This is a genomic window from Sulfitobacter sp. HI0040 (genome assembly GCF_001634885.1).
In the GTDB taxonomy this organism is placed as follows: Bacteria; Pseudomonadota; Alphaproteobacteria; order Rhodobacterales; family Rhodobacteraceae; genus Sulfitobacter.
Window position 1 is genome coordinate 1 of the sequence record NZ_LWEX01000145.1, and the last position, 8,106, is coordinate 8,106.

Below are 8,106 nucleotides of genomic sequence, written 5' to 3' on the forward strand. Positions count from 1 at the left end.
AATCCCCCGCGGTCCGGTACCGGGGATAAACGCCCTGCCCCGGCCGCACCTCAGGCAGAGGCGCAGCCCACCCCGCCCTCTGCCCCCCAGGCCACTAAAGGCGAACCTGCCGAGGAATCTTCTGATGCCCGTTCGGCCCTGCAAAAGCTCGTGGACCGGTTCAGATGAGCCTGACCGCCGCTTTCCAAGAGCAAGCCGAAAGCTGCGCGGCACTCGGATCGCCCTTCATGGCGCGGCTCCTCACGTTACTGGCAGAGAACTGGCCATCGCAAAGCGCGCTCGACCGCAAGGTCGCCTCCTTCGAGGGGGATATCGGCCCTGCCGGTCATTCCGTGCCGCTACGTATCGCATCGGCGCTGCATGCGCTGATGCTGGCGGGCAGCGACAAGGCGCTGGCAGAGGTCTATCCGCCCCGCGCAGCCCCTGACACGGCGCTGCAGAAGGCGGTGTTCGCCGCGCTGGACCGGCACGAGGCTTTCATTCTGAAATGGATCGAAAGCCCGCCCCAGACAAACGAAGTACGCCGCGCTGCCGCCCTGATCGCGGGGGCGCAGGTAGCGGTACAACACGCGAACCTGCCGATCCACCTAAGCGAATTGGGGGCGAGCAGCGGGTTGAACATGCACTGGGACAGCTATGCCCTTGACATAAAGGGCCGCCGGTTCGGGCAATCCATGCCGGCCATCATCCTCGCCCCCGACTGGCAAGGCGCGCCCCCGCCCGCAGGCAGAACACCCCGGATCGCATCCCGCGCCGGTGTCGACCTCAATCCGCTTGATCCGCGCCGGAACGATCACCTGATGCGGCTGATGGCATATCTCTGGCCGGACCAGCCCGAACGGCTGAAACTGACCCGTGCCGCCGCGTCCGTGGCCGGAACGCCCCCGGCGCAGGGGGATGCGATCGAATGGCTCAATGATCGGCTGCTGACCGCGCCCCAAGGGCGGCTGCACCTCATCCAGCACACCGTGGCGTGGCAATATTTCGACAAGGCGAGCCAGAAACGCGGAAAGGCCCTGATCGAAGCGGCGGGCGCGCGGGCCCGGCCCAATCGGCCCCTCGCCTGGCTTTCGATGGAGGCGGACGGGGACACCGGCGCCAAGGGCGCGGCGCTCACCCTGCGGCTCTGGCCCGGGGACCTGCGCCTTGATCTGGGACGTGTCGATTTCCACGGGCGCTGGGTCGACTGGCGCTACAGCGGCTGACCCTAGGTCCGGCTGGCCTGCCACCGGGCCTTGTGCTCTCCTGCCCCCAAGCGAGGGAGTGAGACATGCGAACATTCGGAAAATGGCTGGGACGGATCCTGCTGGCCCTGCTGGTCGCGGCAGTGGCCGTAGGCTTGTGGAAACGCGAAGAGATCGGGCGCCTCATGGCAGTCAACTCGCTCTTTGCCGAGGATCGCATCGTCGAGAATTTCAGCAATATGGACAGCGCTTTCCTCACCGTGCCCGTGTCGCGTGGTCAGGGCCCCACGGCGGAACTCTCCTACGGTCCCGAAACCAACCTGCCTGCCGGGGTAGACGACTGGGTAGCCGAGCGTGCTGTGACCGGCCTCGTCGTCATGAAAAACGGTGAGATCGTATATGAGAACTATTTCCTCAGCACCGCGCCCGAAGACCGCCGCATCGCATGGTCGGTCTCCAAAAGCTATCTTTCGGCGCTGATCGGCATATTGCTCGACGAAGGCGCCATCGCCTCGCTCGACGATCCGGTGACGCAATATGCCCCGGCGCTCGAAGGCACCGCTTATGACGGGGCCACGATCCGCAACGTGCTCAATATGGCAAGCGGTGTGACCTTCAACGAGGATTACCTCGACTACGATTCGGACATCAACCGCATGGGTCGGGTGGTTGCCCTGGGCGGTACGCTCGATGATTTCACCACGGACCTCAAAGCGCGGTTCGCCGAACCGGGGGCGGAATGGAAATATGTCTCCATCGACACCCATGTGCTCGGTATGGTCACGCGGGGGGCCACCGGCCGGTCGATCCCGGACTTGCTGTCGGAAAAGATCATCGCGCCCATGGGGCTTGAATATGAACCCTATTACGTGACCGACGGCACGGGAACCGCCTTCGTTCTGGGTGGTCTGAATATGACGACGCGCGACTACGCCCGGTTTGGCCAGATGTATCAGCAGGGCGGGCGCTGGAACGGCAGGCAGATCGTACCACAGGACTGGGTCGAGGAATCGACGCGCCCCAGCGCGCCCACGGCCCCGGGCCGGATCGGTTATGGCTATCAGTGGTGGATCCCGCAGGGCGCGGCAGAAGGGGAATACATGGCGCGCGGCGTCTATGGGCAGTACATATATGTGGATACCGCCCGCAACGTCGTCATCGCGGTGAATTCCGCGGATCGCGGTTTCCGTGAGCCGGGCGTGTCGGAAAGCAATATCGCGATCTTCCGCGAGATCGCTGAAAGCCTGTGAGGATGCCATGGAACCGGACGATCCCGTCAATGTACTGAACGGCCCCCTGATGCTCTGCGGACGCGACCCGATGACGGGTTTCTTCCGCGACGGCCATTGCAACACCTGTGAGGAAGACGCCGGCAGCCATACCGTCTGCGCGGTGATGACCGCCGAATTCCTCGCCTATTCCAAATATGTCGGCAACGACCTCAGCACGCCGCGACCGGAGTTCGGATTTGCGGGATTGCAGCCCGGGGATCGGTGGTGCCTCTGTGCAGGGCGTTTCCTTCAGGCAGCGGACGAAGGCTGCGGGCCGAAGGTCGATCTGGCCGCGACCCATCGGCGGGCGCTCGATGTCGTGCCGTTGGACATGCTCAACGCCCATGCGATCACGCAGGATGGCGGGGCGTCGAATTGATGAAGATTACCCTGCCCCTCGCTGTCACGCTCGCGTTGCTGTCGCCCGCTTCCCTGCTTGCCCAAGCGGAGCTGCGGCCTGCCGATCAGGCCCGGCTGGACGGCTATGATGCCGCGGCGGGTGATGCTTTGCTGCGCGCATTGGCAGAAGGCGCACCCGATGATGTGGCGGCCCTTACGACCGCCCTTTCAGGGACACCTGCGGTTGCCTTCGATCCCAGCCTCGCGGGCGACTGGAAGTGCCGCACGCTCAAGCTGGGCGGGCCCGCGGGGCTGATCGCCTACACGCCCTTCGATTGCCAGATCACCCTGCGGGCGGACGGCTTCGAATTCGAAAAGCTCTCGGGCTCCCAACGGACCAAGGGGCGGATCATCATGCGGGACGGGCGGGCGATCTATGTAGGCGTGGGATTCGCTGCCGGGGAAACTCCTCCGGATTATCCCGACCTGCCCGAGGATTTCCGCTCTGACGGGCGCATTCAGGCCGATGTCGCGGTCGTCGAACGGGTCAGCCCCAACCGAGCGCGGCTGTTGTTTCCGGCCCCCGCGGTGGAAAGCGACTTCGACATACTCGAACTCACGCGCTGATCGGCTGCAGCGGCGGCCACCGCCCCGGTGTCTTCTTTCATGCCGTGGGCGGGCAAAAGCGCATCATCCAGCAGATCTTCGATGAAAAGCCCCAGCAATTGCGGGCGGCCCGCCACGTCCGCCTTGCGGTAAATGGCGTTGGTCTGCGCCTTCACGGTCCCTTCAGAGGTCCCCCGCAGCCCCGCGATTTCGCGCGTGCTGAGACCCTTTGTCAGGAAAAGCGCCACATCCCGTTCCGCGGGCGTCAGCTTCCACGCATCGAAATGTTCGTGCAGGATGTCGACAAACCCCGAAGAGCACAGCCGCAGCTTCTCTTCCGCCGCCTGGGCCCGCCGAAGCGAAGCACGAAGCGCGATCCAGCCGAGTACAACGCCCAGAACGAGGCCTGCGGCCTGTATGAGGCTGCGAATTTCGCTCGTGCCCCAATCCATCCACGGGCTGTGAACGTGCAGAAAGCCCATCACGGTGGCGGAAACGAAATAAAGCGCCGCGTTGAACTGCAGCGCAGCCACCAGCCAGAGTGCGATAAGTTTGTAATTGCTCATGACCGATCGGCTCCTTGCTGGAACACTCGATCTAGTCGGTAAGGCAGAGGGTACAAGGCATATCACCCCTGCGTGATTCACATAGCTGAAAAATTGAACCCACGCCGACTTACGCCAGCCGGGCTGAAACACATCCAGATTAGCCCTTATTTGGCGCCCGCCCCGAGGGGCGAGCGCGAGTTGTCAGTCGGTTCGATCAGCGCGGTACGCGGTCGTCATGCTCGTCCTTTGCGGTGGACTGATAGACGGTGCGTGTATCGGTGTACTGATCTTCCGCACGCAGGGTGCCGTCACCGTAGACTACGCGCTGCTCAACCTTGCGATCGGGATCGTTGCGCGAGGAAAAGGTCACTTCGCTGTCTGCGTGGTAGCCAACCTGATGACCTTCGCGGCCTTGTGCAAAGGCGGATGTACCGGCCACGGCGAGGACAAGGGCGGATGCGGTAAGTGTTGTTGTCAGTTTCATGTCTTGCTCCTTTAGTTTCAGACCCGATGCCGCCAAAGCCGAATGACTTGCTGCGTCGTCGGGATGAGGTGGATAAAGGGACGAAACCGGCAGAAGGCCATGCATCACAGGTTTAGGCTGGACCCTATAAACCGATGAACAAGGGCGCTAAACCTGAGTTTAGCATCGAAAACCCTATCAATATCGCTTGCCAAACCATTGTTATATTGATGAATTATGCAATCCTAGAATTAACAAAGTTCGGATGACGTCTTTCCTCGCCGCACCGGGAAACGCTCCGAAAAATCGCCCTATGTCTTTCGTTTAGACAGCAAAAAGGGCGGAGCCGACCTGCCGGAACCGCCCTCTTCGAAGATTTCTGTGCCTGCGCTCAGACGTTCATCTCGAACCCCAAGGCCTTTGCGACGGTGAAGATGTCCTTGTCGCCCCGCCCACACATGTTCATGCAGATGATGTGGTCCTTGGGCAGGTCCGGCGCGATCTTCATCACATGCGCCAAGGCATGCGAAGGTTCGAGCGCCGGGATGATCCCTTCCTGCGCACAGCAGAGCTGGAACGCCTCCAGGGCCTCGGCATCGGTGATGGAAACATATTTCGCCCGGCCGATTTCGTGCAGCCACGCGTGTTCCGGCCCGATCCCCGGATAGTCCAACCCGGCAGAGATCGAGAACCCTTCGAGGATCTGCCCGTCATCATCCTGCAGCAGGTAGGTGCGGTTGCCGTGCAGCACGCCGGGTCGCCCCCCGGTCAGGGAGGCGCAATGCTCCATCTTGTCGTTCACGCCCTTGCCGCCCGCTTCGACGCCGATGATGTTCACTTCCTTGTCGTCAAGGAACGGGAAGAACAGACCCATGGCGTTGGACCCGCCGCCGATGGCCGCGACGACCGTATCGGGCAGACGGCCTTCGGCCTTCGTCATCTGTTCGCGGACTTCCTTGCCGATGATAGCCTGAAAATCGCGCACCATGGCCGGATAGGGATGCGGGCCCGCGACGGTTCCGATACAATAGAAAGTATCGCGCACATTGGTGACCCAGTCGCGCAACGCGTCGTTCATCGCGTCCTTCAGGGTGCCCCTGCCGCTGGTCACGGGAATGACCTCGGCCCCCAGCAGGCGCATGCGGAAGACGTTGGGCGCCTGCCGCTCGACGTCATGTGCGCCCATGTAGACCACGCATTGCAACCCGAACTTGGCGCAGACCGTGGCCGTGGCCACGCCGTGCTGGCCCGCTCCCGTCTCGGCGATGATGCGTTTCTTGCCCATCCGCCGGGCGAGGATGATCTGCCCTAGCACGTTGTTGATCTTGTGCGCGCCCGTGTGGTTCAGCTCGTCGCGCTTCATGTAGACCTTGGCGCCGCCAAGATGGTCCGTCAGCCGTTCGCAGAAATAGAGCGGGCTGGGCCGGCCCACGTAATGGGTCCAGAGATCGTCCATCTCGGCCCAGAAGCTGTCGTCGGTCTTGGCCTTCTCATACTGTTCTTCCAGTTCGAGGATCAGCGGCATGAGCGTTTCGGACACGAAGCGCCCGCCGAAATCGCCGAAACGGCCATTTTCATCCGGGCCGGTCATGAAGCTGTTGAAAAGATCGTTTGCCATGGCGCGTCTCCTGCTCGCTACCCGCCTCCTTTAGCGCAGCGGCGCGGGCCTTGCCACCGTCACTTTCAGGTCGCGATGTCGCGTCATTCAAAGAGCTTCAGAAGCCCGCGCTTCAACTCGCCTTCCAGCTTGTCCTTGACCGCGTCTTCGACGGACTGCCCCTCTTGCGGCGCGAGGCCCAGTTCCTCGGTCAGTTCCTCTTCGAGTTTCTGCTTCACCTTCTGCTCCGCCCGCGCCTTTTCCTCACCGAAGTTGAGGTTAATCGCCGCCTTAACGTCCGCCTTGATAGAAGGATCAGCCCATGGGCCGGTGATATGCACCGGGATGGCAAGGCCACGGTCCCCGTTCAGGTGCAGGGCTTTGGGTGTGAGCGTATAGTCGATGGTCCGTTCGCCCAGCCCGACTTGCCCCGCCCCGGTGGCGTTGAAATTCGGCAGCAGCAGCGTCAGGTCGTCGTTTCGCAGAACCCCCGCCTGCATGGCAAAGCTGCCGGTGAGGGAATCGAACACCGTGGTGCCCCCCTGCACGTCGAAAGACCCCAGAAGCGCATCGAGGTCGATCCCTTCGATCGTGCCGCGCCCGACCGAGAAAGAGCCGTTGCCCCGCAAGGATTTCATCATTGCGTCGATGCTCTGCCCCGATCCAAGGAAGGAGACCTCCGCATTGGCGGTTCCGCTGAAGCGGTTGATCCCGGCGAGGCTTGAAAGGAGCGGATTTGCCCGGATCTCCTGCGCGTTCAACTGGCCCCCCACCGACAGGCCGCTGCGGTTGTTCACGACGAATTCGCCGGTAACCATTCCGTCGAAAACAGCGAGTTCCCGGATATCCGCCACCAATCGGGAAGCGTCGTTGCGCAGGACTGCGTGGACAGGGCCAAGCTGCACATCCCCTAGGTTTACCGCATTGGCGCGCAGACGCGCCTCGCCATCGAAGGTAGAAAGCACCGAGGCGTCAAGCGGCGTATCGGGCCATCCATCCGTCGCAGCCGGGGCCGCTGGGGTGCGGGCCCCGGCACCTTGCCGCTCCATCAGCGCGGAAAGATCGAGCGTTGCCGTACGCAGTTCCGCGTTGATCCGTGGCGTGCCATCGAGGATGAGGTCCGCCGCGCCCTCCAGCCGGTTGCCACCCAAGTCCGCCACAAGATCGCGCAGGAACAGCCGGCGGTCCGGCGTCAGCGTCAGTTGTGCCTTGACGTCGGCCTTCCGCCCCAGCCCCTCCGGCAAGATCACATCGGGCGCGCCCAAGGCACCCGCCAGCCGACTGGTATCAGCCGATTTGAACCACAGCGCCCCTTCAACCGCCCCTTCGAGCGAAGCGCGCCCTGTCAGGGTCATGCCCCCACCGGGCGCGGTGAGCCTGAGCGTTGCCGGGGTCACGGCACCTTCGAGAAACCGGTCGAAAGCGTCGATCTTCGCCTCCACCTGTACCGGTTCCCCCATGGGCCGGGCGGCGGCTTCGATCTTCGCGGGTCCCTGCCTGTCGGGCCAGTCCAGCGCAAGGTCCACATCCTCGTACCGCAGAGGGGCGGCGCCCTCGGCCACGTAGATCAAGGTGGCATCGGTAACGGTCAGCTTCTGGATACTGAGCGGGCGGCGCGGGCGGCCCTGCGCCGCGGTTGAACTGATCCCGGCGTCGCCGGTGGCATTGGTGAACCGCCAGCTTGCGCGGCCGTCGGCCCGCTGTTCCAGCCGGATCGTCGGACTGTGTGCCGCGATATTGGTGATGCGGATTTCACCGCGCAGCAGCGCCGAAGCGTCAATTCCGATCGCCGCATTGGCCGCCGTGAGCATCGCGCCATTATCGGCCCAATCGGCATTGCCGACCTCCAGCCCGCCCGCGCTGACGCCGAGGACGGGCCAGAAAGTCATGGCAACATCACCCGTGATCGCGACATCCCGGCCCGTCACCCGGCTGAGCTGGTCCGCCGCGATCCGCGCGATCCGTTCCTTCGGCAGCAGCATCAGCGACACGACCGCCACCACAAGGATCAGCGCGATCACGCCGAACAGCCATCTTACTAGTCTCATTGCCCGCTCCCCTGTCTCGGGCCCTTCCCCAGCCCTTTGGCTTGGCTTAT

General features: G+C 63.3%; 8 protein-coding genes. 4 read left to right on the forward strand and 4 right to left on the reverse strand.

What is annotated here, in order from left to right; translation table 11 throughout:
* Positions 1 to 164: 164 nt before the first annotated feature.
* The 4 genes from A3728_RS10055 to A3728_RS22305 all read left to right on the forward strand — a co-directional run bounded on the left by A3728_RS10055 (position 165) and on the right by A3728_RS22305 (position 3,421).
* Positions 165 to 1,205 carry a DUF2332 domain-containing protein gene (locus A3728_RS10055; protein ID WP_067922902.1) on the forward strand — a complete coding sequence of 347 codons (1,041 nt, stop codon included), beginning with the start codon at positions 165 to 167 and terminating at the stop codon, positions 1,203 to 1,205.
* Between the two features lie 65 nt (positions 1,206 to 1,270).
* On the forward strand, positions 1,271 to 2,434 hold the full coding sequence (locus tag A3728_RS10060; protein ID WP_067922905.1) for a serine hydrolase domain-containing protein: 1,164 nt from the start codon (positions 1,271 to 1,273) through the stop codon (positions 2,432 to 2,434).
* A 7-nt stretch (positions 2,435 to 2,441) separates the two neighbouring features.
* Entirely contained in the window at positions 2,442 to 2,834 is a 393-nt protein-coding gene (locus tag A3728_RS10065) for a DUF2237 family protein (RefSeq protein ID WP_067922908.1), read from the forward strand.
* Entirely contained in the window at positions 2,834 to 3,421 is a 588-nt protein-coding gene (locus A3728_RS22305; RefSeq protein ID WP_201722309.1) for a DUF4893 domain-containing protein, read from the forward strand. Before A3728_RS10065 ends, A3728_RS22305 begins: the two co-directional genes overlap by 1 nt.
* Here A3728_RS22305 and A3728_RS10070 read toward each other — a convergent pair.
* From A3728_RS10070 to A3728_RS10085, 4 genes are all read right to left on the reverse strand, one after another.
* Positions 3,313 to 3,966 carry a helix-turn-helix transcriptional regulator gene (locus A3728_RS10070; protein ID WP_067922911.1) on the reverse strand — a complete coding sequence of 218 codons (654 nt, stop codon included), beginning with the start codon at positions 3,964 to 3,966 and terminating at the stop codon, positions 3,313 to 3,315. The two genes, A3728_RS22305 and A3728_RS10070, sit on opposite strands and share 109 nt — an antisense overlap.
* Positions 3,967 to 4,162: 196 nt before the next feature.
* On the reverse strand, positions 4,163 to 4,432 hold the full coding sequence (locus A3728_RS10075; protein ID WP_067922914.1) for a hypothetical protein: 270 nt from the start codon (positions 4,430 to 4,432) through the stop codon (positions 4,163 to 4,165).
* A gap of 370 nt (positions 4,433 to 4,802) precedes the next feature.
* Positions 4,803 to 6,029 carry a tryptophan synthase subunit beta gene (gene trpB / locus A3728_RS10080; protein ID WP_067922917.1) on the reverse strand — a complete coding sequence of 409 codons (1,227 nt, stop codon included), beginning with the start codon at positions 6,027 to 6,029 and terminating at the stop codon, positions 4,803 to 4,805.
* An 83-nt stretch (positions 6,030 to 6,112) separates the two neighbouring features.
* Positions 6,113 to 8,056, reverse strand: coding sequence for an AsmA family protein (locus tag A3728_RS10085; protein WP_067922920.1), 1,944 nt, complete (start codon positions 8,054 to 8,056; stop codon positions 6,113 to 6,115).
* Positions 8,057 to 8,106: the final 50 nt, after the last annotated feature.

Coding starts and splice junctions, on each gene's coding strand:
- A3728_RS10055 (WP_067922902.1), top strand. CDS start 165: ATGAGCCTGACCGCCGCTTTCCAAGAGCAAGCCGAAAGCTGCGCGGCA.
- A3728_RS10060 (WP_067922905.1), top strand. CDS start 1,271: ATGCGAACATTCGGAAAATGGCTGGGACGGATCCTGCTGGCCCTGCTG.
- A3728_RS10065 (WP_067922908.1), top strand. CDS start 2,442: ATGGAACCGGACGATCCCGTCAATGTACTGAACGGCCCCCTGATGCTC.
- A3728_RS22305 (WP_201722309.1), top strand. CDS start 2,834: ATGAAGATTACCCTGCCCCTCGCTGTCACGCTCGCGTTGCTGTCGCCC.
- A3728_RS10070 (WP_067922911.1), bottom strand. CDS start 3,966: ATGAGCAATTACAAACTTATCGCACTCTGGCTGGTGGCTGCGCTGCAG.
- A3728_RS10075 (WP_067922914.1), bottom strand. CDS start 4,432: ATGAAACTGACAACAACACTTACCGCATCCGCCCTTGTCCTCGCCGTG.
- trpB (WP_067922917.1), bottom strand. CDS start 6,029: ATGGCAAACGATCTTTTCAACAGCTTCATGACCGGCCCGGATGAAAAT.
- A3728_RS10085 (WP_067922920.1), bottom strand. CDS start 8,056: ATGAGACTAGTAAGATGGCTGTTCGGCGTGATCGCGCTGATCCTTGTG.